The organism is Paraburkholderia fungorum, from assembly GCF_046027215.1.
In the GTDB taxonomy this organism is placed as follows: domain Bacteria; phylum Pseudomonadota; class Gammaproteobacteria; order Burkholderiales; family Burkholderiaceae; genus Paraburkholderia; species Paraburkholderia fungorum_D.
In genome coordinates, this window is the sequence record NZ_JAQQEN010000002.1 from 781,377 (window position 1) to 803,610 (window position 22,234).

Annotated in this window: 18 protein-coding genes, 2 pseudogenes and 1 other annotated feature; of the genes and pseudogenes, 16 read left to right on the forward strand and 4 right to left on the reverse strand. The window is 58.1% G+C overall.

What is annotated here, in order from left to right; translation table 11 throughout:
* Positions 1 to 29 precede the first annotated feature (29 nt).
* The 6 genes from PQR27_RS24205 to PQR27_RS24230 all read left to right on the forward strand — a co-directional run bounded on the left by PQR27_RS24205 (position 30) and on the right by PQR27_RS24230 (position 5,588).
* On the forward strand, positions 30 to 1,910 hold the full coding sequence (locus PQR27_RS24205; RefSeq protein ID WP_408526169.1) for an arylsulfatase: 1,881 nt from the start codon (positions 30 to 32) through the stop codon (positions 1,908 to 1,910).
* Between the two features lie 114 nt (positions 1,911 to 2,024).
* Positions 2,025 to 3,221: a formylglycine-generating enzyme family protein gene (locus tag PQR27_RS24210; protein ID WP_408526170.1), complete on the forward strand. Its 1,197-nt coding sequence runs from the start codon at positions 2,025 to 2,027 to the stop codon at positions 3,219 to 3,221.
* Positions 3,222 to 3,321: 100 nt separating this feature from the next.
* Positions 3,322 to 4,083, forward strand: coding sequence for a DUF2092 domain-containing protein (locus PQR27_RS24215; protein ID WP_408526171.1), 762 nt, complete (start codon positions 3,322 to 3,324; stop codon positions 4,081 to 4,083).
* Positions 4,080 to 4,613: a hypothetical protein gene (locus PQR27_RS24220; RefSeq protein WP_408526172.1), complete on the forward strand. Its 534-nt coding sequence runs from the start codon at positions 4,080 to 4,082 to the stop codon at positions 4,611 to 4,613. Before PQR27_RS24215 ends, PQR27_RS24220 begins: the two co-directional genes overlap by 4 nt.
* Before the next feature lie 92 nt (positions 4,614 to 4,705).
* Entirely contained in the window at positions 4,706 to 4,918 is a 213-nt protein-coding gene (locus PQR27_RS24225; RefSeq protein WP_408526173.1) for an alkyl sulfatase C-terminal domain-containing protein, read from the forward strand.
* A 94-nt stretch (positions 4,919 to 5,012) separates the two neighbouring features.
* Positions 5,013 to 5,588, forward strand: a complete 576-nt coding sequence (locus PQR27_RS24230; RefSeq protein WP_408528284.1) for a BPSL1445 family SYLF domain-containing lipoprotein — start codon at positions 5,013 to 5,015, stop codon at positions 5,586 to 5,588.
* A 749-nt stretch (positions 5,589 to 6,337) separates the two neighbouring features.
* Here the strand turns inward: PQR27_RS24230 and PQR27_RS24235 are convergent.
* Positions 6,338 to 6,859, reverse strand: coding sequence for a YidH family protein (locus tag PQR27_RS24235; protein ID WP_408526174.1), 522 nt, complete (start codon positions 6,857 to 6,859; stop codon positions 6,338 to 6,340).
* 404 nt (positions 6,860 to 7,263) lie between these two features.
* Between PQR27_RS24235 and PQR27_RS24240 the strand changes: the two genes are divergently transcribed.
* The 8 genes and pseudogenes from PQR27_RS24240 (at position 7,264) to PQR27_RS24275 (ending at position 16,329) form a co-directional block, all read left to right on the forward strand.
* A protein-coding gene (locus PQR27_RS24240) for an IS3 family transposase (protein WP_408242455.1) occupies positions 7,264 to 8,498 on the forward strand; the annotation gives its coding sequence in 2 pieces (ribosomal slippage) (positions 7,264 to 7,552 and positions 7,552 to 8,498; 1,236 coding nt in all).
* Positions 7,542 to 7,658: a sequence feature (AL1L pseudoknot), on the forward strand. It overlaps the preceding gene by 117 nt.
* A gap of 857 nt (positions 8,499 to 9,355) precedes the next feature.
* Positions 9,356 to 10,354 carry a formylglycine-generating enzyme family protein gene (locus tag PQR27_RS24245; protein WP_179741848.1) on the forward strand — a complete coding sequence of 333 codons (999 nt, stop codon included), beginning with the start codon at positions 9,356 to 9,358 and terminating at the stop codon, positions 10,352 to 10,354.
* Positions 10,355 to 10,432: 78 nt separating this feature from the next.
* On the forward strand, positions 10,433 to 11,941 hold the full coding sequence (locus PQR27_RS24250) for an arylsulfatase (protein ID WP_408526175.1): 1,509 nt from the start codon (positions 10,433 to 10,435) through the stop codon (positions 11,939 to 11,941).
* 205 nt (positions 11,942 to 12,146) lie between these two features.
* On the forward strand, positions 12,147 to 13,007 hold the full coding sequence (locus PQR27_RS24255) for a bile acid:sodium symporter family protein (protein WP_408526176.1): 861 nt from the start codon (positions 12,147 to 12,149) through the stop codon (positions 13,005 to 13,007).
* Between the two features lie 59 nt (positions 13,008 to 13,066).
* Positions 13,067 to 13,813: a hypothetical protein gene (locus PQR27_RS24260; protein ID WP_408526177.1), complete on the forward strand. Its 747-nt coding sequence runs from the start codon at positions 13,067 to 13,069 to the stop codon at positions 13,811 to 13,813.
* Between the two features lie 56 nt (positions 13,814 to 13,869).
* Positions 13,870 to 14,321, forward strand: a pseudogene (locus tag PQR27_RS24265) (tyrosine-type recombinase/integrase); the annotation flags it as partial.
* 316 nt (positions 14,322 to 14,637) lie between these two features.
* Positions 14,638 to 15,270: a hypothetical protein gene (locus tag PQR27_RS24270; protein ID WP_408526178.1), complete on the forward strand. Its 633-nt coding sequence runs from the start codon at positions 14,638 to 14,640 to the stop codon at positions 15,268 to 15,270.
* A gap of 9 nt (positions 15,271 to 15,279) precedes the next feature.
* The gene (locus tag PQR27_RS24275; RefSeq protein ID WP_408526179.1) at positions 15,280 to 16,329 is read left to right on the forward strand and encodes an ATP-binding protein; all 1,050 of its coding nucleotides are present in this window, start codon (positions 15,280 to 15,282) and stop codon (positions 16,327 to 16,329) included.
* Positions 16,330 to 16,334: 5 nt separating this feature from the next.
* Here PQR27_RS24275 and PQR27_RS24280 read toward each other — a convergent pair.
* A pseudogene (locus PQR27_RS24280) lies at positions 16,335 to 16,973 on the reverse strand (IS3 family transposase); the annotation flags it as partial.
* Between the two features lie 643 nt (positions 16,974 to 17,616).
* Here PQR27_RS24280 and PQR27_RS24285 point away from each other — a divergent pair.
* The gene (locus PQR27_RS24285) at positions 17,617 to 18,486 is read left to right on the forward strand and encodes an NmrA family NAD(P)-binding protein (RefSeq protein WP_408526180.1); all 870 of its coding nucleotides are present in this window, start codon (positions 17,617 to 17,619) and stop codon (positions 18,484 to 18,486) included.
* A 217-nt stretch (positions 18,487 to 18,703) separates the two neighbouring features.
* Here the strand turns inward: PQR27_RS24285 and PQR27_RS24290 are convergent, their stop codons facing one another.
* Complete coding sequence (locus PQR27_RS24290; RefSeq protein WP_408526181.1) at positions 18,704 to 19,618, reverse strand: glutaminase; 915 nt, start codon at positions 19,616 to 19,618, stop codon at positions 18,704 to 18,706.
* Positions 19,619 to 19,765: 147 nt separating this feature from the next.
* Here PQR27_RS24290 and PQR27_RS24295 point away from each other — a divergent pair, with 147 nt between their 5' ends.
* Positions 19,766 to 20,518: an AraC family transcriptional regulator gene (locus PQR27_RS24295; RefSeq protein WP_408526182.1), complete on the forward strand. Its 753-nt coding sequence runs from the start codon at positions 19,766 to 19,768 to the stop codon at positions 20,516 to 20,518.
* Between the two features lie 60 nt (positions 20,519 to 20,578).
* Here PQR27_RS24295 and PQR27_RS24300 read toward each other — a convergent pair whose 3' ends face one another.
* Positions 20,579 to 22,162, reverse strand: a complete 1,584-nt coding sequence (locus tag PQR27_RS24300) for a DHA2 family efflux MFS transporter permease subunit (protein ID WP_408526183.1) — start codon at positions 22,160 to 22,162, stop codon at positions 20,579 to 20,581.
* Positions 22,163 to 22,234: the final 72 nt, after the last annotated feature.

Genomic DNA, 22,234 nt, shown 5'->3' on the forward strand with positions numbered 1-22,234 from the left:
TTAGAGAGATGATTAAGTGAGAAGGCAGCTTGGCGGGTTGCTGGTTTTTGCGAGACGCCACTGACGGTTTAAGGACGGAATTAGCAATAGATGAAACGCAATCTGACTGCCGCGCAAGCTCATTGGTTGTCGTGCGGCGGTATTCCTGGTTCAACGGTTGGCTTAGACAGGGGACTTCCATGGCCCAGCAAAGTAGAAAAGAGGCGGTAAGACCGTCCGCAGTTGTGTTTTGGTTGGCCTCCATCATCCAGTCTGAAGTGCAGCGATGGCGCGGTGTGCTACTTGCGGCATTTGCGGTTCTGACCGCATTGCTATGTCCGGCGCTGGCTTCCGCGCAGACTGATTCGGCACAGCCTTCGAGCGACAAGCCCAACATCGTCGTCATCTTTGGCGATGACATCGGCATGTGGAATATCGGCGCTTACGATCACGGCATGATGGGGCGCACACCGCATATAGACAGTCTCGCGCACGATGGTGCCCTCTTCACCGACCAGTATGGGCAGCCGAGTTGCACGGCGGGCCGGGCTGCGTTCATCATGGGCCAGATGCCAGTGCGCACCGGTATGACGACGATTGGAATTCCGGGCTCGAAGCGTGGCATTCAAAAAAGCGACCCGACACTTGCAGAGGTGCTGAAAACGCAGGGGTATGCGACGGCACAGTTCGGCAAGAATCATCTGGGCGACCGCAACGAGTTCCTGCCGACCGTGCATGGATTCGACGAATGGTTCGGTAACCTTTACCACCTGAATGCTGAAGAAGAACCCGAAGAACTCGACTATCCGGGTCAGCGTAATCCGCAATACACGAAGGATGTCGGGCCGCGCGGCGTTTTGCATACATGGGCGACCGGTAGCGACGATTCGACGGACGATCCTAAATTCGGCAAGGTCGGCAAACAAAGGATCGAAAACACGGGCCCACTGACCCGCAAACGCATGGAGACGTTCGATTCGGAAGTGCTCTCCCACACACTCGACTGGCTGGATCGCACCGGTAAGACGGGCAAGCCGTTCTTCCTCTGGTTCAATACGACAGCCATTCATATCTGGTCGCACCCACAGAACAAATACCTGCAGCAGGCCGTGAATGAAGGACGCGCGGAACAGGATGTCGTGCGCGCGAAAATGCTCGAGCACGACGAGCAGGTCGGCGAGTTGCTGAAGAAACTCGACGACATGGGCGTTTCGAAAAACACGATCGTGATTTACACCACGGACAACGGCAACGAACTGATGATGTGGCCGGATGGCGGTTATGCACCGTTCCGCGGAGAAAAAGGCACGACGTGGGAGGGGGGCGTACGGGTGCCATGCCTGATTCGATGGCCTGGAAAAATTCCGGCGGGCGAAGACCTGAATGGCATTCAGAGCCATGAAGATCTTTTTGTGACGCTGGCCGCCGCGGCCGGCCTGCCCAATCTGAAACAGGACTTGCTGAAGGGCTACAAGATGAACGGTACGACATACAAGGTTCATCTGGATGGCTACAACAACCTTGACTATTGGGAAGGCAAGACGGACAAGTCGGCTCGGCGCGAGATCTTTTACTACGACGAGACGGACCTGATGGCGATTCGTGTTGACGCCTGGAAAATGCACATCGGCGTGAAAAAAGACGGCAGCTGGTTCAACGAGAAGTCGTATCCGAGCGTGCCTTACGTCTTCAACCTGCTGATGGATCCGATGGAGAAGATGGATCCCGAGTCGCCTGAATGGGGCTATGTCGGCCGGAAGTTTGTTGCCACAAAGCTGTGGGCGCCGACCGCGGGCGTGCCGTTCCTCCAGGCGCACCTGAAGAGCCTGCAGGATTTCCCGCCGAGTCAGGGCGCGGACACGCTCAGTATGAAGAAGGCCGTCGATGAAGCGATGAGAAAGCTTTCGTCACCGACTGGCAGCAGTAATTGATTGGCCTGATAGCGTGGTGTGCGGGCGGGCGTGTATCGCCGCCGACCGGCTTTGGCCGCAGCGTTTCTCGTGGCTGAATGCGGTGTGCGTAAGCTCGTCGAGTGTGAGACGGAAATGAGTCCGAGGCAGAAAAGGTTCGTCTGGATCGCGGTTGTAGCGGTCGCCATCGCATCTGTCGCAGCGGGAGCGGCGATCTACAAAACGCACCTGGCGACTCCCGCGCCGTTGACGATCGGTGACGGAAAGAGCGGTCCCACAGACATGGTCTGGATTCCCGGCAACGATTTCATGATGGGTACCGACAACCGGATGACGTTGCCCAATGAGCGACCCGCGCACAAGGTTCAAGTTTCGGGGTTCTGGATGGATCGGCACGACGTCACCAACGCGCAATTCAGCCAGTTCGTTCATGCGACTGGCTATGTCACCACGGCCGAGAAAAAGCCGCGATGGGAAGATCTCAAGGTGCAATTGCCGCCAGGCACGCCCGAGCCGCCGAGCGACGTGATGGTTCCAGGCGCGATGGTTTTTGTCGGAACCGACGCGCCTGTGTCCTTGACTGACTACTCGAAGTGGTGGCGCTTTGTCCCGGGGGCCGACTGGCGACATCCTCAGGGGCCGGGGAGCGACATTGTCGGCAAAGACAATCACCCAGTGGTACAGGTGTCCTATGAGGACGCCGAGGCATACGCGAAATGGGCCGGCAAGCGCCTGCCAACCGAAGCCGAGTGGGAGTACGCCGCGCGCGGCGGACTCGAACAGAAGGATTTCAGCTGGGGCAGCGAGAAAAACCCGGACGGCCAGCAGATGGCTAACATCTGGGACAACCAGACGAAACCGTTCCCGGTCGTGACGGACGCCAAGGTTCAGGTGGGCACGAGTCCCGTGGGGCGGTACGCACCGAACGGATATGGTCTCTATGACATGGCGGGCAACGTATGGCAATGGGTGTCGGACTGGTATCGCTCGGACTACTTCCAGAAACAGGCGAGCCTCGGTGGAAGCATGGAAGACCCAGCGGGGCCCGCGGCGAGCTATGACCCGGACGATGCCGGCGTACCTGCCAATGCGCCAAAACGGGTCACCCGTGGCGGCTCGTTTCTGTGCAGCGACGTGTATTGCTCCAGCTATCGCACCAGCGCGAGGCGCGGCACGGATCCGATGAACAGCATGTCGCATATTGGCTTCCGGCTCGCCATGACATCGGCTCAATGGCAAGCCTCTCTCAAGAGCGGCCACGCCACCGCGAAGAACGATGCGCAGTCGCATATCGCGGTGCCGGTTGCACTAGCTTCGACGGGTACGCGTTAGTTTCCGAGGTTTTATCCCGCTCGAAAAATATGATGGGGCGGCAAAACGCAGGGGCATCCGTGGCTGGATTGCATGCGCTTCCGCGATTCAGGAGAATGTTATGGCGTCGAAAGTGAAGTGGCTTTGCCTGCTGCTGGTGCCTTTGGCCGCCCCGGTCGTGGCGGCCGACGACACGAGCGGTGGCAACACTGTCAATCCACAGGTCGTGGATAAGCTGGTGAAGATGGGCGACTATCTGCGCAGCCTGCCGGCCTTCCGGGTAGATGCCATTATCGAGCGCGATGTCGTGCTCGACTCCGGGCAGAAGATCAAGATGTTGGGATCGAGTGAAATGGAAGTGGAAGGGCGCGCCCATCTTCTTGTCCATCTGGACACCGATATGCTGAGCCGGGAGTACTTCTACAACGGCAAGCAACTGACCCAGTACTCGCCGCGGCTCAAGTACTACACGACAGTGAATGCGCCGCCCACTGTGTCCGACACACTTCACCAGATGGAGGACTATTACGGCCTTCAGTTACCTATGGAAGATCTCTTCCTCTTTGGCCGCGATCAGTCGCAACTTGACGCGCTGAAACTTGCTGCCTACGTAGGACCCTCGACGGTGAACGGCATGCTGTGCGATCACCTCGCATTTCGCCAGGACGGTGCTGACTGGCAACTATGGATCACCCGCTCCGACAAGCCGTTGCCGTGCAGACTCGTCATCACAACCACGGACGACGATAGCAGACCCGAATACAGCGCGACTTACCGCTGGAATCTGAAGCCGACAATCAGGGCGTCTGACTTTACGTTCAAGCCTGGCAAGGGCGACGTGTCGATTCCGTTCAGGAAGGTCAGCGACGAGGTGGCGAAATGATCACGACAACATCGCAAATCTCTCTATTCATGGCTGTGACGGTTGCAATCGGGCTCGCATCGGTTGACGCAACGGCCGGTCCGCACGGTAGGAGTGAGGCAAGGGCATCCGTCAATCGTCCGAATGCCCCCGCGGGAAATGCCGTCAACCGCAACTCCGGAAATACCAACGTCAACGCGGGCAACCGGGTGGGCAACAAAACGACAGTGAACAATAACCGGAACGTCAATGTGAATAACAACCGGAACGTCAACGTGAATAGCAACCGCGACGTCGATATCAACGTGGAAGGGCACGGGCGCTACGGTTACGACGATCACTACCATCCGGTTGCCACCGCAGCGGCCGTCACCGCGACTGTAGCCGTCACGTCCGCCGTGGTGGGATCGATCGTCCACGCCAACGACCTTCCTCCTAGCTGCGTGCAGGTAATGCGGGGCAACGCCGCGTATATGCAGTGTGGTTCGACCTGGTATCAGCCTCAATACCAGGGCAGTAGTGTGACTTACGTGGTGGTCAATGCGCCTTGAGGCGCGGCCCTCAAAGTAGCCGGATGATGATGTGGAGTGAGCGACCCGGGAAAAAGCGCGTCCTCTACACACAAATGGGGAAGAACGGGGGCATGAACTACAGCAAAGGCAAGCAATTGGATCAGGCGGACGGCACAGTCACATTTAACCGGTCGACACTGAACGACATTGCGTTGGGTAAGCTCAAGCTCGGCAATCTCGCGGAAAGCGGCGACGTTCAAATTGACGGAGACAAGGCGAAATTCAAGGAAATGTTGGGCAACTTCGACAAGTTCTACTTCTGGTTCACTATTGCTGCGCCTTGATGAATCTCTGCGGACGGCTTGATCCTTGCAGCGCGAGGAGGGGGCCTTTCCAGCAGACGGTCTAAGTTTGATAACAAGCTCAACGGAGGTTGCCATGCAAAGACGTGATTTTCTGCGGGTTGCAGCTGTCGCGGGTTTTTCGTTCACCGTTTGTTTGACGACGATGAGTCATGCCGCGACCAGCGAGACCAACTCGGCGAAGCGGCGATCGATCGACGCGAAGGTTCAAGGCACTATTTCGCGACTTTATTCGACCGTTAAGGGTTCGAGGGAGCTTGTCGCAAAAGCAAGCGGTGTGCTCGTGTTCCCCTCCGTACTTCAGGCCGGCTTCGTCGTGGGTGGTCAATATGGGGAGGGCGCCCTGCGCGTAGGCGGAAAGTCGGTCGGTTACTACAGCACGATATCGGGATCATTTGGCTTCCAGGCCGGCGCGCAATCGAAGGCCATTATTTTCCTCTTCATGACACGCGAATCCCTGGATAGCTTTCGGAACGCCAAAGGATGGTCAGCCGGAGGTGAAGGATCGGTCGCGCTCGTGAAAGCGGGGGCGAACGGAGCGATTGATACGACCACGGCGACTGCGCCGGTCGAAGTGATTGTGTTGACGAACGCGGGTTTGATGGGTGACGTTTCGCTCTCGGGAACCAAGGTGTCGCGGCTGAAAATTTGAAAGCAAGACGCCCCGAATCGAATTTCGCTTGCCAAGGGGGTTCGCAACCTCCCGTTGCGTTTGCCGCCAATTGGTTTGGGCGTGTGCACGATCGATTCTCTGGGCGCGATATTGATGCGCCCTCGGACGGAGGTTTGGCAACTGTGAAGGGCAGGTGGTTCGGCAGCCGCCGATCGCCGGCAGGTAATCAGCGGCCGAGATGGAATGGACACCGCCACTTCCCCGGAGGGAGGGCGGTGTCCATTCCATCTCGGCCACAAGCAGACGTCCGTGTCCACCGCGACTTTGACGTTTGGACGTCTCCCGTACCTTCCAAAGCGGACGGCCCCTGCGATATGGTGAAAGAACCGATGTCGACCGGAGCAGTCACACTGGCCGCCGTCAGAGATACGTCAGGTCGACGAGCGCAGTTCCCGCCACACGGAGATGATGGTCTCGACGACCGATATCTTCAGCAAGATCAGGGCGATTTCAGTCACTACACTGGCACGTTCTGCGTGGATTAGAAGGCAGTGCACGTCAAGGTCGTTGCGGTCATCCGATCAACGGCAGCTGGATCAATCCGTGCGCCCGTCATCACACAAGTGCGGAAGAATCGCCCGTCCATAACGAGGCAAATAGACACCACACAGCAGTCATCGTGCGCGAACGCCCGCAAACGGTAATACGCAGCCGCCGAATACGATGCAGATGACAAATAGGATTGCGATCGCGCTGGCCTCGACAACGGGGGCAGCGTGTAACCAGGCTTAAAGCAATCTGATGATGATGCTGAGAAAAACGAAGCTACCCGAACAGGCCATGACCAGCGCTATAAAGAAGGTAGGGCGCCAGACGCTGATGCTTTGACGCTCCCTCAGGCTTGAGATAGTTGTCCAGTATTCGATCGTGCCGAGTGCCATTGACACCGTCCCAATCCCGGTGAGGAACAGGCCGATAACGCGAGGACTGTGCGGGTGAGCCAGATGGATACCGGCATCGGTAAAGCCCTGAAGCACCTTGTAGATAGTAAAGCCGAAACTGATCATCGATAGCCCGGTGCGAATCCACGCCATCAACGTACGGTCGGCGGCCATTAGCGTGCGATTTGCCGCAAGGTCGGTGCGATCGCCTGCTAACTGGTCCGACGTTCGCGCTGGTGCCCGAGCCACGCCATACTCCGGATGTGTTTGATGTCCCGGCAATGCAGCGTGAAATCCCGGGGCTACAATATGGGCCGCGCTGTAAGAAATGAGCCCGACGCACACGCTGCGGGAAGATTCAAGCAGCACGATTCGAAGGTCCGTCTGGAACTAACGAATCGACGCGTTTCACGCATCAACCTCAATTTAGTTCACGGCAACTACGATTGCGAGAATTTCTCCTCCCTGAATTGCAACGCCTACGCAATTTTGTCAAAGAGTGTGCCGGGAATTCTAGGCGCCCCATTGCCTCCCCGCGGATGTGCATGTAAGAGTATATTTAAAACGATCGGTCTGCCACATTTGACCGATGCTTTATGGTCGGAGAAGACGGGTAGGGGTAAGGATTCGTGCGATTTTGCGTAACATCGCCCGGCAAGCCTTGTTGCTCAAGGCTGTTAGCGGGACGGTAAGGCTTCGCTATCTGTCCCAATTGAAGCAGTCTGAACCGCCCCGGATTTGGTGGAGGCTCCAACTCTTGAGAGAATGGAGCTATGAACAAGTCGAACAAGTTTTCTGCTGAAGTCCGCGAACGTGCTGTGCGCATGGTGCAAGAGCATCGGGGCGAGTATGCCTCACAGTGGGCAGCGATTGAATCCATCGCCCCCAAGATCGGCTGTACGAGCCAGACGCTGCTGGGATGGGTCAAGCGAGAAGAAGTTGATAGCGGTGAGCGTGAGGGTGTCACCACGTCGGAACGTGAACGCCTCAAGGCACTGGAGCGTGAGGTTAAGGAACTGCGCCGTGCCAATGAGATTCTGAAGCTGGCGAGCGCATTTTTCGCCCAGGCGGAACTCGACCGCCGCCTGAAGTCCTGAAGGCCTTTATCGACCAGCATCGCGACACCTTCGGGGTCGAGTCGATCTGCAAGGTCTTGCGGATTGCCCCGTCGGGCTATCGGCGTCATGCCGCACAGCTTCGCGATCCGTCGCGGCGCTGTGCCCGAGCGAAACGCGATGAGTTTCTGAGTCCAGAAATCAAGCGAGTCTGGCAGGCCAACATGCAGGTCTACGGCGCGGATAAAGTCTGGAAGCAGTTGAACCGGGAGGGTATTGCGGTGGCACGTTGCAGCGTCGAGCGGCTGATGAAGCAACAGGGTTTGCGCGGTGTGAGGCGTGGAAAGCGAGTTCGCACGACTATCCCCGATGTATCGGCTCCACGCCCGCTCGACCGGGTCAACCGTCAGTTCAAGGCTGACCGGCCGAACCAGCTCTGGGTGTCGGATTTCACGTACGTCTCGACGTGGCAGGGCTGGCTCTATGTCGCATTTGTGATCGACGTGTTCGCTCGGCGCATTGTCGGCTGGCGCGTCAGCTCGTCGATGACCACGGACTTCGTTCTGGATGCACTTGAACAGGCGCTGTACGCTCGACGGCCGGACAATGACGGAACACTGATCCATCACTCCGATAGAGGTTCGCAATACGTCAGCATTCGCTACAGCGAACGGCTGACCGAAGCAGGCATCGAGCCGTCGGTTGGCAGCCGAGGCGACAGCTACGATAACGCGCTGGCTGAAACGATCAACGGCCTGTACAAGGCCGAACTGATTCATCGTCGTGCGCCGTGGAAAACGCGTGAGTCTGTCGAGCTGGCGACGCTGGAATGGGTCGCGTGGTTCAACCACCATCGGCTGATGGAACCTCTCGGCTATATCCCGCCCGCTGAAGCTGAGGCAAACTACTACCGGCAATTCAGCAATACCATCGCTGTGCCGGCATCAACTTAAACCAACCAGCCTCCACGATTCCCGGGGCGGTTCAGTCTGGAAATATCACCCGCAGCGCCAAGCCCCGCTTGACGGGATGTTGTACCAATCAAAGTTATCTTTAACTGGGACGAACATCCCTCTGATACGCATTTTCACACTAATCCTTACGCCTACCCAAGACGTCGGGAAATGCCCGGTGCGCCAAACCGGGGTTCGCGTAGCGCGTTTAAATTGTAATGAAGCAAATTGCGGTTGCATTCTCGAAACAAGATTACTTAAATATCAATCACGTTTGTATTGCGGCGGACGCTCTTCGCATAACATGCCGACTGACATGTAGCCATAAGATTCAAGGCGCAAATCGAACAGCGGTGGGCGAGCATCACCTGTACCAATGAGCTAGGTATTCCGTCTGTCTGTCAAGTCGTTGCATAAAGCGCCTGACCCTGCGTATCTACTAGCTAGCATCGTAAATGTCGTTTCCATGCTCGCTGATTCCAGGCAAAGTGCTTCGGCCGCCGGTGCTGTGCTGGCGCGGCACCAGGCAAACCGCCGCTGCAAACTAGCGACTGCGGTCGCGTTGAGGACAGTCGCTCAGTTCGGCAGCGCGTACGCTCGCCGTTATGAGCCACACGCCAGATGTGCTAAGCAGGCGCTATCCAGGATCTTCATCGGTCAACTGCCGGGTCATGTCTTTGTCGCGGGAACGCTATAGGGGTATGAGGCGATGAAATTGCCCGTCGGGGCAAGCTGAATAGAGCGATGATCAAGTTCTGCGCTTGCTGTGGGCTATTCCTGAAAACTGGCTGCCGTAGTGGGTAAGGTGCCTTGCTCGTTCACAACAGCAACGCCGAACGTTGTCTAGGAATATTGATATGAACAAAGTAATATCAGAGCCGCAGGACCTTAGTGATGAATATCCGGCGCTGCACGGAATGGCGTGGATCCCCGGAGGGACATTCCTGATGGGTTCCAACGACCACTATCCGGAAGAGGCGCCGGCGCATCGCGCAAGCGTGAAAGGATTCTGGATCGACCGGCACACAGTGACGAACGCAGATTTCCAGCGCTTTGTCGACGCCACGGGCCATGTGACTTTGGCTGAGCGGCCAGCAAACCCCGCCGACTATCCCGGGGCCAAACCGGAGATGCTCGCCCCTTCGTCCGTCACTTTCGCAAAAGCTGCACGCCGCGTTTCGCTTAACGACCACTACAACTGGTGGGTCTATACACCAGGCGCCGACTGGCGGCACCCGCGCGGCCCAACAAGCTCGCTCGAAGGGCTCAAAAATCACCCCGTGGTCCACGTCGCATTCGAGGACGTGCAGGCGTATGCCAAGTGGGCTGGCAAGGAGATACCGACCGAAGCCGAATGGGAATTTGCGGCACGCGGCGGCCTCGACGGTGCAGAGTATGTATTCGGCGACGAACTGACGCCAGATGGAAAGTCCGTGATGAACACCTGGCAGGGTGAGTTTCCGTGGCAAAACCTGGTGGAGGACGGCTACGAATGGACCGCACCGGTCGGCTCCTTCCCGCCGAACGGTTACGGCCTTTACGACATGACAGGTAACGTCTGGGAATGGACTGTCGACTGGTACCAGGATCATGGCAAGAGCAGCAGTCGGCCCTGCTGCACAGTCGATAACCCTCGCGGAGGAACCGCGGAGAACAGCATCGATCCCCGTCTCGCCGGGATAAAAATTCCGCGCAAGGTCATGAAGGGCGGCTCATTCCTGTGCGCGCCAAACTACTGCCGTCGCTACCGACCGGCCGCGCGTATGCCCCAGCCGATCGACACCTCGATCTGTCACCTGGGCTTTCGCTGCGTCCGGCGAAATGAGCCACCCATCTCCTCCGATCAAGCTGTGTGACATCAAAGGTACAGGGTGATATTGGGGGCTCGCCCTGTCTCAGGTTCAACCCGGCCCTCCATCAACCGGAGCGAGCACATGGCAAAGAAGAAGCAACCTAACATCCTGATACTCTGGGGAGACGACATCGGTCAGTCGAACCTGAGTATCTTTTCCAAGGGGATGATGGGATACCGGACTCCGAACATCGATCGCATCGCGGAAGAAGGCGTGCTGTTCACGGACTATTACGGTGAGCAAAGTTGCACGGCAGGGCGCGCGTCCTTCATCACCGGGCAATGCGGCTTGCGCACCGGGCTGACCAAGGTCGGCCTTCCGGGCGCACCGTTGGGAATGAGCGCTGAGGATCCGAACATTCCGGAGCTGCTGAAACCGCTGGGTTACGTTACGGGTCAGTTCGGCAAGAATCACTTCGGTGACCGCGACGAGCATCTGCCGACCATGCACGGTTTCGACGAGTTTTTCGGCAATCTTTATCACCTCAACGCTGAGGAAGAGCCCGAGCTTCCCGATTATCCTGACCCAAAGGAGTTTCCGGATTTCCACAAGAACTACGGTCCGCGCGGTGTGCTGCATTGCTGGTCCGATGGTAAAGGTGGGCAGAAGATTGAAAACACGGGCCCACTCACCAGGGAGCGGATGAAGACGATTGATACCGAGTTTCTCAAATCCGCCAAGGAATTCATCGGCAAGGCGCACAAGGACGACAAGCCATTTTTCCTATGGTTCAACACCTCGCACATGCACTTTCGCACGCATATCGAGGACCGCATTCGCGGCCAGGCGGGGCGCTGGCAATCGGAGTATCACGACTGCATGGTCGAGCACGACAAGCACATCGGCGAGATGCTTGCCCTGCTCGACGAACTCGGCATTGCTGATGACACGTTGGTGATGTACAGCACGGACAACGGTCCACACATGAACTCGTGGCCGGACGCGGCCATGACGCCGTTCCGCAATGAGAAGAACTCAATGTGGGAAGGCGCGTACCGCGTGCCTGCGATGGCGCGCTGGCCGGGTGTGATCAAGCCCGGCACAATCTGCAACGATATTGTGAGCCACCTTGACTGGTTGCCCACCATTGTCGAAGCGGCGGGCGATCCAGACATCAAGGAAAAGCTGCTGAAAGGGCACGAGGCGAACGGTAAGAAATTCAAAATCCACCTTGATGGCTTCAGCCTCATCCCCTATTTGAGCGGTAAAGCACCGCACCATGTCAGAAAGGGCTTCTTCTACTTTACTGACGACGGCGATCTCGCCTGCCTGCGCTTCGATAACTGGAAGGTTGCGTTCATGGAGCAACGCTGTGTGGGCACCATGCAGATCTGGGCCGAGCCGATGGTGACACTACGCGTACCCAAGATATTCAATCTGCGAACCGATCCCTACGAACGCGCCGATATTACGTCTAACACCTACTACGATTGGCTGCTAGATCACGTCTTCATCCTGGTGCCCGCGCAAGCTGGCGTAGCCGAGTTCCTCCAGACCTTCAAGGAGTTCCCGCCACGCCAGAAGGCAGCAAGCTTCGGGGTCGATCAGGTGATGGAGAAAATGACCGCCGCAGCCGCAGGCGGAGATTGACGGCGGTTATCCTGCTTTGGCATACGAGGGCGGTCGAGCACTGACAGAGTGAACGAACTCAGTCATGACTTGACCGCCTGCTCAATGCTAGTTCACGGCTGAACAGAATATCTAGAAAGCAAGATGTCGTATTCGATGGACGCCATTTCGCTCCGCCTGCCTGAACCCGGACCGACGGCGCAAGCTGAGGGGACGCGGTGACTCAATGGACTTGAAGCATCTTACGCTACTCGGACTTCAGATCGCGGTCCTCGGCACCGTGTTCGGCTTTGGGTTGAGCACAACCCTTGCGGACCTGCTGTACGTCGTGCGTCGACCCGCTTTATTGGTTCGTTCGCTGCTTTCCGTGCTGGTCATCATGCCGATTCTCGCCGTCTCGCTGGTCGAGTTTCTCAATCTCAGGACCGAGGTCGAGGCGACGTTAATCTGCCTGGCGATTTCACCCGTACCGCCGCTATTACCGAAAAAGCAACGCAAAGCGGGCGGCCTGCAGTCATTCGGATTGGGACTGATGGTCATCCTGTTGTTGGCCGCGATTCCTGCGATTCCACTTTCCGTTCACCTTCTGGAATTTTTCTTTGCTCGTCCTTTTGTGGTCGGCACAGGCGCCATTGCCCGCGTCGTGTTGTCAATGGCCCTGCTCCCGTTGGCTATGGGGTTGATGGTTCGCGCGGTGTTTCCACGAATCGCCATGTGGCTCGCGGAGCCATTGGCCGTTGCGGCGAATGGACTGCTTTTGCTAGGGGCATTGGTACTGCTCGCTGGAAGCCTGACCACGATTTGGTCAGCCACTGGCCAACGCGCCGTGATCGGGATAGTCAGCTTCGTCATTCTGGGATTGCTGATAGGCCATCTGATGGGCGGCCCTGAGACGGAAAACCGTGCGGTGCTTGCGTTAGGCACCGCCTGCCGTCATCCCGCAATAGCGCTCGCCATCGCCACAATCAACTTTCCCGATACACAGATAATTGGCGTCATCCTCCTGTATCTGATTGTGAGTGCCATTGTCTGCATACCCTACGTCGCCTGGCAGCGCAGTCGATTAATTGCTGCACGTCCCGATTGATCTCCGTTGTATAGAGCCACTCCCTATAACGCGTTCCTCAACTCGGGAGGTACCGGAAGATGAGTAGTGAGATCGAGGCGTTCCTTGCTGCACTTGTCCTTGCCGGTGTCTTTATTGCAGGCAACCTGTCCCATTCGGCAGCGACGGAAGAGCGGCTATGGGCGAGCCGCCGCTACGTCTCCTCGGCAGCGGGTATTTCGGTTGCTTATGTTTTCATCGATGTTTTACCGGAACTCGAATTTCAACGCCGCATCGTGGTTCACTCGACCGGCGGCGCTGATCTTTTGTTCGCTGAGCAGCGCATCTATCTGCTGGCGTTAGCCTCGTTTGTTGTGTTCTACGGACTCGAACACATGGTGCTGGTCACGCGAGAGCGAGTGTCCGCGAAGGTGGCGCGAAAGGCGGACGCAGCCTACATAACACAGCTCACGGGCTATATCGCGTATAGCGCGTTGATTGGCTATTTGCTGGTTGAGCGTGCGGATCGGGGTACATTGCCGCTTGCGATCTATACCTTCGCGATGGCAGTCCATTTTCTTGTTGTTGATCACGCGCTCTATGAGGAACATAAGGACAGGTATGCACCGCGCGGGCGTTGGCTGCTTGCAGTGAGCATCGTCGTCGGGTGGTTCATCGCAACCGAAATGCCAATCTCGGAACTGCAAATAGCGCGACTCTTCGCGGTCCTTGCTGGCGGTGTTGTCATCACGAGTTTACGCGCCGAACTACCCGACGACAGGGATGGCCGTTTCTGGCCGTTCTGCCTGAGCGCTCTGGGCTTCGCTGGCGTACTGATTTTCGCGTGAAGCCGTATCTCAATCACAGCGGGGAATGAATCCGATCTTCGATCCACCAGCGTCGGGCAATCGACAGCAAGCTACGGGCATGCGACCTGACAAAGCTGCGAGTACGCGATGTCTGCGCCGCGGGCCACAGTGAGGCAGCAGAAGACGCAGCGGCCGGTGCAGTTCGAAATCACCGAGCAGACCCGCGAAAGCGTGGAAGTTTGGATCAAGGCGGCAGGGCTCTCGCCTTCGGAATTTCTGTTTCCGGGCCGGATTCATGCATCACCCCATCTTTCAACGCGTCAGTACGCGCGACTCGTGCATCGGTGGGTTCGGTCGATTGGACTTGACGACACGGCATACGGCACTCACACGATGCGCCGAACCAGAGCATCGCTGATCTATCGCCGTACAAGAAACCTACAGGCGGTACAGTTTACTCGGTCATACGCAACTTGAAAGTACACGGCGATACCTCGGCATCGAAGTCGACGATGCGCTCGAGATGGCAGAACAGACCGAGGTTTGAGCCACGGTCGGCCGGACAGTAGTCGGTCGTTGTCCGACCAACAGGTGTCATCCACGGACCGTGCAATGAGTACTGGAGTCGCGCCAGAACCGGTCTTAAGAAAACGCGCGTCGCCACTAATTGGCGACGCGTGACTCTAAGAGTTCTTCGCAAATTTCGGTTACCTTTGCGTCAACGCCAATCAAAATCTCGAGAATGAGGAGGCGAGCGCGGTCGGCGCCGAATACGAGGGCATAGACCTATCGATGGGAACGGAATCCGTCATAACGGTATGCACTACGCTTGTCCGAGCTTTTCGCTCGTCGAGCGTCAGGCGATGTTCCGCGGTCAGAAAACAGAAACGAAGGTTGAAATCGGCTACGACTCTGCTGATAACAGCAGAATTCAACTGCATGGCCTAGGGGAGCCAATATCTTGTCCGCTTTCAGAACGCGTAATCGAAAAGCTCCACGGGCTGACATACCGAGAACAGAAACTGTATAAAGACCTCAATGCGACTGCTGGGGGCATGGCAGAAGAAGCAGGCGAGGCTGAACGGGCGATGACAGACTACAACATTGCGAAGATCGCAAAAAATGCGGTCTCGCAGACAACAGCAGCACTGCGTGATGCAGGCATAACGAAGCCGGACATCAGCGATATGGACGAAATGCGCCACCTTGAACGCTCTGTTGACACAGCGTCGGGGGTGACACCTGGCGCTGTTGAAGCTTGTCCAACGGGAAGTCGCAAAAAGATAGGCGCATCGTTCAAGCGGCGCGTTGAGAAAGCTCAGCAAAAAGTAAGCAGTGAAAATCAGAAACCGGAAGCCAAGTATGACGAAGAAGGAGACGCCTATCATGATTCCGTCAGCCCGGGTAATGATATCGCGGCCGTTGCTGGCTGGGTGACCGCAAAAGATCTTCGTGAAAAGCGCGCGCGCGAGTTGCTCGCGGCAATGGATATATAGGAGCGCAAGATGACTATCAAGGAATCTTTGAGAAATTTAGTATCGGACAAAAAATCGATCCAATTACAGCCGGTGAGGCAGTGTGTCGATGCAGTGGATGCTCGCTACTACAGTGGCGATGACCTCCTGCTCGAATACAGGAGCAACCCGCTGATCTCTGCGTTGGGGCCTATCTGGGATAAGTTGTCGGTTTTGAAGGCGCTCAACGTTCCCGTTGCATTTTCCGAGAGCGAACGGATGAAGTGCGAAGAATACCGCTTGCACGCGATTGGGCGACTTTCGCGCTTAGTCGTGGCACTTCCCGCTCACCTTGACGTCGTGGGTACAGTTCAAATCATTGTTCGCCAGCATTATGTTGGGGAGGAGATGCGAACCGATTGCACTCAAGGAATTCAAGACCGCTATAGGGACAGTCAAGAAGGTCTTCTCTCTCCGATCTACCCGCACCAGCGCTCTCATGCATATTGTGCCGGAATCTTTGGACTTTCTGGAAGCGGTAAAACCACTACATTGGATTCTGCGCTGCGTCTCTTTCCTAAAGTGATCCTCCACAAAAACTTTGGTGTTACTCAAGTTGTATGGATAAAGGTTGACTGCCCGAAGAGTGCCAGTCTCAAAGACACACTCAAGCTACTTATCTTGACATTTGACAACCTGCTCGGGACGGACTACACGAAGGAAGTAGGACAAAGGGCTACGTTGGCAGACTATGCGAATAAACTCCATCGCATCACACAACGACATCATACCGGTCTCATTGTTCTCGATGAGATGCAGAACGCATTGCATGCGGTGTCAAAGAATGACCCGCTATTTGACTATTTTGTCAATCTTACCAATGTAGTAGGTATCCCCGTCATCGTGAGCGGAACCCCGAAGGCGGCTCAACTTTTTCGGAAGACGCTGCGTTCGGCTCGGCGCATTAGCAGCCAGGGTGTTACCACTTGGAACGGGATGAGGAATGAGGACGACTGGACACGGTTCTGTAATCAGCTTGAGAAATATCAGTGGCTTGCCGATGCAGTGACCTTGCCCCTGTTTCACGAATCCCATAGCTGAGGGAGTTATGCGGCTTCGCCCTGCTGAGCCGCGAACCAGTTTTGCTCGAATGTCATGGGGCTGACGTAGTCGAGCGTTGAGTGTAGCCGGCGCGAATTATAGAAGCCAAGCCAGTCGATGATTTCATCCATCGCCGCACGCCGTGTTGCGAAGTGCCGGCCGTGCAGGCGGGCAACCTTCAGCGAACCCCACAGACTTTCCGTCGGGGCATTATCCCAGCAGTCGCCGCGTCGGCTCATCGACGAGCGCATGCCGTAAGCCTTCAGCGTGTCCTGGAACAGGCCGCTGCAATACTGGCTACCCCGGTCGCTGTGCAGGATGACGCCGGCCTGTGGGCGGCGTCGGAACCACGCCATGCGCAGCGCGTCGGTGACCAGCTCAGCTTTCATGTGCGGTTGCATCGACCAGCCCACCACCTGCCGACTAAACAGGTCGATGATGACAGCCAGATAGACCCAGCCTTCGGCCGTTGCACAGTACGTGATATCGGTGGTCCAGACCTGGTTGGGCGCCGTAGCGGTGAAGTTGCGCTCCAGTAAGTTCGGCGCAACTGGCAGGTTGTGATTCGAGTTCGTCGTCGCGATGTACTTGCGCTTGTGCCGTGCACGATCCAAGCTGTGCCGCCCGTGCGTGTCACGGGCTCTGCCATCCTTGAAAAAGTAGGGTTTCGATTTTCGGTGAGGGATAACAAGCGCTGGTCGGAACTGCTTTGTCGATTGGTTGAATCACGCGCAACCTACTTCGAGCGCGTTCTCTCTTGGTTTCGTGAACTGCCGACGTCTGAGATGCCGCGAAATAGCGTGGAATTCGAAAGGCTTGTGCGTTGCTCTTGGGCGAGGCTTACTGATGAGCAAAAGTCTCAGTTTAAAACATATTTCGACCGTTGACTCGGACGGTCATGGGGGTACGGCGGACACGGTACGCAGGACTGTTGCGTCGCAGCAATAAGACGATGTATTTTTTATGTGAACCCAATTTTCGTTGCCTTTCTCCGTGGGCTTGCCGCAGACTTTGTGCTCCTGAACGGCGTCGATAATTCGCGACCGGGAAAGATCCTGCAGACATTGCATCGCACTGGGGACGCGAGCATTCACGACTGTGTGGGCATTACAGAGGACTTTTCCTGCACACTTTGTTGTGCGTCCATATGCGTACGACCGTTCCGGGAAGCCGACTTGAATGTCACTGTGTCATTAAACATATGACACTGATGCTCTCGCGAAATGACCATGCCGGTCGGAGAATGATTCCAGCGCGGCACTGGCCGTATTCAACGGAGCGGAGATCATGTTTGCGATCATGGGTGTGACAGGGCAGGTCGGCGGCGCGGCGGCGCGCGCCTTATTGGACGCGGGGCAGGCGGTGCGCGCGGTTCTGCGTGACAAAAGCAGGGCGGCGGAGTGGACGGAACGCGGCGCTGAAGTGTCGATTGCCTCGTTTGAAGACGCAGACGCACTGGCGGCCGCCTTCAGCGGCACCGCGGGCGTTTTTGTGATGGTGGCGCCGAATTTCGCGCCGCAGCCGGGCTATCCGAATGCGCACGCCGCGGTGGCGGTCCTGAAAGAGGCGCTGACGAAGGCGAGACCGGAGCGTGTCGTGGCCCTGTCGTCGATTGGTGGCCAGCGTGAGTCGGGTCTTGGACTCATTACGCAAGTCCACATTCTCGAACAGGCGCTTGTGGACCTGCCGATTCCCACGGCGATTCTGCGGCCCGCGTGGTTCATGGAAAACTCGCTGTGGGATATCGCGCCGGCCCGCGAAACGGGCGTGATGCCCAGCTTTCTGCAGCCGCTCGATCGCGCGTATCCGATGGTCGCGACTGCTGATATTGGCCGCGTGATCGCCGGCACGCTTGCCCAGTCGTGGCAAGGGCGCCGTGTGATCGAGATCGAAGGACCGCACTGCTACACGCAGAACGAGATTGCGGCGCTGCTTGGCGGCGTGCTCGGGCGTTCGGTGAAGGCTCAGGCGGTGCCGCGCGATCAGTGGGAGGCGCTGTTCCAGGCGCAAGGCACGTCGTGGCCCGCGCCGCGCATCGAAATGATCGACAGCTTCAATTCAGGGTGGATCGAATTCGAAGACGGAGCGAACGAACGGGTGGTCGGCACGACCGGTTATCAGGCGGTGTTGGCCGAACTGGTCAAACGCGCGGGGTAAGCGGATGGCGGGCTGGCAGGGGGAGTTGGCGGCGAGGGCGTTCGTGATCCGAATTTCAGCGCGCAGATTGCAATAGTCCCATTTTGGGACTAAAACAGCGCCTTATGCGAATCGTTGCTAAAAAGAATCTGCTTTCGTTCATCGAAGAACACACCCAGGCCAATGAGGAACGCGGACAGGCGGTAAGCTCGGCACGCGCGTCCCGTGTCAGGACTAATCAAAAAATCGACTGCCCCGTATATGTAGTCAGCCATTCAAGCGCTAGCACCCCAGCGAGTGAGTTGCCATTGCTATCGAGCCCCGGCGACCACACGCAGACTGCCATTTCGCCCGGCAGCACGGCGACGATCCCGCCGCCCACGCCGCTTTTCGCCGGCAAACCAACGCGATAGACGAAATCGCCCGCCGCGTCATACGTGCCGCAGGTCAACATCAGCGCGGAAAGCCGTTTAGCGGAACTGACGTCGAGAATCCGCTCGCCGGTGGCGGGCACCACGCCGTGGTTGGTCAGAAATAACGCGGCCTTCGCCAGTTCGACACAACTCATCGAAATCGCGCACTGGCGGCAATACGCGTCGACCACCACTTCCGGCGGCATCTCCATGTTGCCGAAACTGGCCATGAAGTGCGCCATCGCGCGGTTGCGATGCGCGTGCTGCAATTCCGATTGCGCGACACGCAGATCGTAGTCGATGCCCGTTTCGCCGGTCAGGCGGCGCATAAATTCGACCAGCGCCGTCTCGGCCTGCACGAAGCGCCGGCACAGCACGTCGGTGACAACCAGCGCGCCCGCATTGATGAACGGATTGCGCGGCTTGCCCTGTTCGGCTTCGAGCTGGACCAGCGAGTTGAACGCGTTGCCGGACGGCTCGCGCCCCACACGCTGCCACAACGCGTCGCCAAGCAGCCGGAACGCCATGGTGCAGGCGAACAGTTTGGAGATACTCTGAATGGAAAAGCGCGTGTCAGCGGCGCCGGTGCGGAACACCTCGCCGGCGGCCGTGACGATCGCCATGCCGAAGCTCGCGGCGGGGATTTTCGCCAGTTCCGGAATGTAATCGGCGACCTTGCCGGTGCCCAGATAGGGCTGAAGATCGTGATGGATCTGTTCGAGAATGGATGAATAGTTCATTGGGCTCGGACCGTTGAAGCCGCGATTCTACTGGCAAGCTGGCGTGCATTGTCTGCGCGGGCCGTCATACCGGCCGCGAACGCGCGCATGCGCCTCCTATGCTAATCTTGCTGCCTTTCCACCTGCAACCGGGCAAAACGGACATCGATGATGGAAGCCTTTGATCCGGATGGCGTCGAACGTCCGGTCTTCGTGGTCCATGAAAGCCACGCCGCACTCGACGAGCCATGGCGCGCCTATCGCCGCGCGCGGCTGATTCATGTGAGCGCCGGCGTGCTGACCGTGCGTACCGAAACCGGCCGCTGGGTCGTGCCGTCCGGTCACGCCGTCTGGATCATGGCGAACGTGCTGCATTGCCTGGCCGCGACGGAATCCGTGCAGATCTATTCATTGCATGCCGATGCAAACGCCGCACCATTGCCGGCGCAAAGCGGGGCGGTCGTGGTCGACGGGTTGGTTGAAGCCTTGCTGATCGCGGTGGCTGATCTGCCACGCGAAGAACCGCTGGATGAGCCCTCCGGCCGGCTTGTGCAGGTTCTGCTCGACCGCTTGCCGGGTTTGCCGGCCGCACCGCTATCACTGAACTGGCCGAACGATCCGCGCGCGCAGCGGATTGCCGAAGCGTTGAACGCCAACCCGGCGGAACCGGCAGTGCTCGAAGATCTGGCTGCGGCCGCCGGCGTGACAGCCCGGACCGCGGCGCGCCTGTTCGTCAAGGAGACCGGGCAGACCTTCGGCCAGTGGCGCCAGCAATTGCGACTGCTGGTGGCGCTGGAGCGCCTTGGCGCCGGCGTCAGCGTCACGCAGGTAGCGCTTGAAGTCGGCTACAGCGATGTATCGTCGTTTATCGCAGTGTTTCGCGACGCCTTCGGCGACACACCCGCGCGTTATTTCCGCTAACGCAACCCGCTAACGCAACCCGCTAACGCAACCCGCTAACGCAACCCGCTAACGCAACCGCTAGTGCGCGCCCGCCGCGCTCGGGCCGCCGCCGCCCTTGGCCGGCCGCGTAATCCAGATCAGCGGAATGATCAGGATAAAAATGATCGCCGATATAAAGAAGATGTCGTTCAGGCCCATCATCGCGGCCTGCGTGTTCACGGTGAAATCGAACAACGCATGCGCCGATTGCGTATTCAGATGCAGCAGCGACTGGGTCGAATCCATCTGCTGATTGAAAATCGGATTGTTGACGCTGGCCTGTTCGGTGAGCCGCTGGTGATGCAGCACCGTGCGGTTATTCCACTCGTTGCCGGCAACCGAGGTGCCGACCGCGCCGCAGAACACCCGCGCGAAATTCGACAGACCCGCGGCGGCTGGAATCTTGTTCGGCGGCTGACCGGACAGAATGATCGCGGTTAGCGGCACGAAGAACAATGCCATCGGGATGCCTTGCAGCAGGGTGGGGAGCACGAGGTGCCACGTGTCGATTTCGATCACGTACCTCGAGCGCATGTAAAACACGATCGCGAAGCCGATAAACGCGAGCGTGGCGATGACGCGCGCATCCGAGCGCGGCAGTACGCGGCCCATCACTGGCGCGAGGATGACCGCGAAGATGCCGAGCGGTGCGGTCACGAGACCCGCATCCACCGAACGGTAGTTCAGGTACTCCTGCATCCACTGCGGCAGCAGCACCAGGTTGCCGAAGAACACGCCATATGCGATTGAAATGGCAATCGTGCCGCCGAGAAAGTTGCGCTGCTGGAAGAGCCGCAAATCGACGATCGGATTCTCTTCGGTCAACTCCCAGACGAGAAAAAACGCAAAGCTGATGAGCGCCGTGATGCCCAGAATCACGATCACCGGCGAGGAAAACCAGTCGAGGTCCTTGCCCTTGTCGAGCATGATCTGCAGCGAGGCGACCCAGGTAATCAGCAGACCGAGACCGACGACGTCGATAGGCGGTTTGCGGGTGGGCGACTCGCGGGTGCGGTAGATCATCCACGTCACGCCGGCCGCGAAAATGCCGACCGGAATGTTGATGTAGAAGATCCACGACCAGCTGTAGCTATCCGTGATCCAGCCGCCGAGCGCGGGGCCCGCAATCGGGCCGACGGTCGCCGTCATGGCCCATAGCGAGAGCGCGGTGGACGACTTCTCCTTTGGATACGAACCGAGCAGAATCGCCTGCGACAGCGGAATCAGCGGGCCGGCCACGGCGCCCTGGAGAATCCGCGCGAGCAGCAGGATCGGCAGTGTCGGCGCAATGCCGCACAGCCACGAAGCCAGCACGAACATCAGAATCGCGCCGACGAACAGTTTCACCTGGCCGAAGCGCTGCGTGAGCCAGCCGGTCAGCGGAATCGATACGGCATTGGCCGCGGCGAACACCGTGATGACCCAGGTGCCTTCATCGACCGAGACGCCCAGGTTGCCCGAAATGGTCGGAATCGCGACATTCGCAATCGACGTGTCGAGCACATTCATGAAGGTGGCGAGCGCCACGGCGATAGTTGCCAGAACCAGTTGGCCGCCCTTTAGCGGCGGCGGCGGCGGTGGTGCGGGCGGCGCAGCGGCGGGCGTGGAAGCGGGCTGACTCAAGCGATTCTCCGGACGTCGAGTGCTGCGGATGGTGGATGCACAAGCGCGTGATGCGTCAGTCGGTCGCAAAAG

Coding starts and splice junctions, on each gene's coding strand:
- PQR27_RS24210 (WP_408526170.1), top strand. CDS start 2,025: ATGAGTCCGAGGCAGAAAAGGTTCGTCTGGATCGCGGTTGTAGCGGTC.
- PQR27_RS24215 (WP_408526171.1), top strand. CDS start 3,322: ATGGCGTCGAAAGTGAAGTGGCTTTGCCTGCTGCTGGTGCCTTTGGCC.
- PQR27_RS24220 (WP_408526172.1), top strand. CDS start 4,080: ATGATCACGACAACATCGCAAATCTCTCTATTCATGGCTGTGACGGTT.
- PQR27_RS24225 (WP_408526173.1), top strand. CDS start 4,706: ATGAACTACAGCAAAGGCAAGCAATTGGATCAGGCGGACGGCACAGTC.
- PQR27_RS24230 (WP_408528284.1), top strand. CDS start 5,013: ATGCAAAGACGTGATTTTCTGCGGGTTGCAGCTGTCGCGGGTTTTTCG.
- PQR27_RS24245 (WP_179741848.1), top strand. CDS start 9,356: ATGAACAAAGTAATATCAGAGCCGCAGGACCTTAGTGATGAATATCCG.
- PQR27_RS24250 (WP_408526175.1), top strand. CDS start 10,433: ATGGCAAAGAAGAAGCAACCTAACATCCTGATACTCTGGGGAGACGAC.
- PQR27_RS24255 (WP_408526176.1), top strand. CDS start 12,147: ATGGACTTGAAGCATCTTACGCTACTCGGACTTCAGATCGCGGTCCTC.
- PQR27_RS24260 (WP_408526177.1), top strand. CDS start 13,067: ATGAGTAGTGAGATCGAGGCGTTCCTTGCTGCACTTGTCCTTGCCGGT.
- PQR27_RS24270 (WP_408526178.1), top strand. CDS start 14,638: ATGTTCCGCGGTCAGAAAACAGAAACGAAGGTTGAAATCGGCTACGAC.
- PQR27_RS24275 (WP_408526179.1), top strand. CDS start 15,280: ATGACTATCAAGGAATCTTTGAGAAATTTAGTATCGGACAAAAAATCG.
- PQR27_RS24285 (WP_408526180.1), top strand. CDS start 17,617: ATGTTTGCGATCATGGGTGTGACAGGGCAGGTCGGCGGCGCGGCGGCG.
- PQR27_RS24290 (WP_408526181.1), bottom strand. CDS start 19,618: ATGAACTATTCATCCATTCTCGAACAGATCCATCACGATCTTCAGCCC.
- PQR27_RS24295 (WP_408526182.1), top strand. CDS start 19,766: ATGATGGAAGCCTTTGATCCGGATGGCGTCGAACGTCCGGTCTTCGTG.